This window comes from Streptomyces panaciradicis (assembly GCF_023516615.1).
Taxonomy (GTDB): domain Bacteria; phylum Actinomycetota; class Actinomycetes; order Streptomycetales; family Streptomycetaceae; genus Streptomyces; species Streptomyces panaciradicis.
On sequence record NZ_JAMGBF010000315.1, the window covers coordinates 1 to 1,009 of the forward strand.

Sequence of the window (1,009 nt, forward strand, 5' to 3'; positions counted from 1 at the left end):
GCCTACCGCTACTTCGCCACCCCCCGCCGCCGGTTCATCCTCGCCGACACCCCCGGCCATGTGCAGTACACCCGCAACATGGTCACCGGCGCCTCCACCGCCGAGCTGACGGTGATCCTGGTCGACGCCCGCCACGGCGTCGTCGAGCAGACCCGCCGCCATGCCGCGATCGCCGCCCTGCTGCGGGTGCCGCACGTGGTCCTGGCCGTCAACAAGATGGACCTCGTCGACTACCAGGAGTCCGTCTTCGCGGCGATCGCCAAGGAGTTCACCGCCTACGCCCTCGCCCTGGGCGTGCCGGAGGTCACCGCGATCCCGATCTCCGCGCTGGCCGGTGACAACGTGGTGGAGCCGTCGGCGACCATGGACTGGTACGCGGGCCCGACCGTGCTGGAGCACCTGGAGACCGTGCCGGCCGCGCACGAGCCGGGGCGCTGCCCGGCGCGTCTTCCGGTGCAGTACGTGATCCGGCCGCAGAGCGCCGAGCACCCCGACTACCGCGGCTACGCCGGGCAGATCGCCGCCGGCACCTTCCGCGTCGGGGAGGCGGTGACGGTGCTGCCCTCCGGGCGGGCCACCCGTATCGCGGGCATCGACCTGCTGGGTGAGCCGGTCGGGGCGGCCGCGGCGCCGCTGTCGGTGACGCTGCTGCTCAAGGACGACATCGACGTCGCGCGCGGCGATCTGGTCGTGCCCAGCGGCGATGTCCCGCAGGGCATGCGGGACTTCGAGGCGACCGTCTGCCATGTCGCCGACGCCCCGCTGACCGTGGGCCGGCGGGTGCTGCTCAAGCACGGCACCCGCACGGTGCAGGCGATCGTCAAGGACATCCCCTCCCGGCTCACCCTGGACGACCTGTCCCTGCACCCGCACCCGGGGCAGCTCCTGGCCAACGACATCGGCCGCGTGAAGATCCGCACCGCCGAGCCGCTCCCCCTGGACTTGTACGCCGACTCCCGGCGCACCGGCTCGTTCATCCTGATCGACGCCGACGACGGCACCACCCTCA

At 72.5% G+C, this 1,009-nt stretch carries 1 protein-coding gene; it reads left to right on the forward strand.

From position 1 onward, the window contains the following. On the forward strand, nucleotides 1–1,009 hold a 1,009-nt coding region (locus tag M8J74_RS44130), incomplete at both ends, for a sulfate adenylyltransferase subunit 1 (RefSeq protein WP_249841765.1).